The sequence below is a fragment of the Anaerobacillus sp. 1_MG-2023 genome (genome assembly GCF_030547345.1).
Classification (GTDB): Bacteria; Bacillota; Bacilli; order Bacillales; family Guptibacillaceae; genus Guptibacillus; species Guptibacillus hwajinpoensis_B.
Genome location: NZ_JAUORD010000216.1, coordinates 1 through 242 on the forward strand (window position 1 = coordinate 1; position 242 = coordinate 242).

At 42.6% G+C, this 242-nt stretch carries 1 pseudogene; it reads left to right on the plus strand.

The features are described 5' to 3' along the window. Positions 1–242 (plus strand): annotated as a pseudogene (locus Q4550_RS23915) (stage II sporulation protein P); the annotation flags it as partial.

A 242-nucleotide genomic window follows, 5' to 3' on the forward strand; every position in this document is an offset into this window, starting at 1 on the left:
ATTGTTGGTCTTATTTTATTATTTATTGTGGCAGGTATGATTTCCTCATCAGAAACGAAGTATCAACTCACCTCTTCTGTGTTACATGATTGGATTACAAGTTTCTCGACTGAAGCTCTCGTTTATGGACTGGGGACGGAAAACCATTACTTGACACAAGTACTACCAGAGGACAGTGAGCCGCCAGCGCTGTCCTTAGTTGCCTTTCAGTTTATTACGAGTGTGAAACCCGGGGATATACG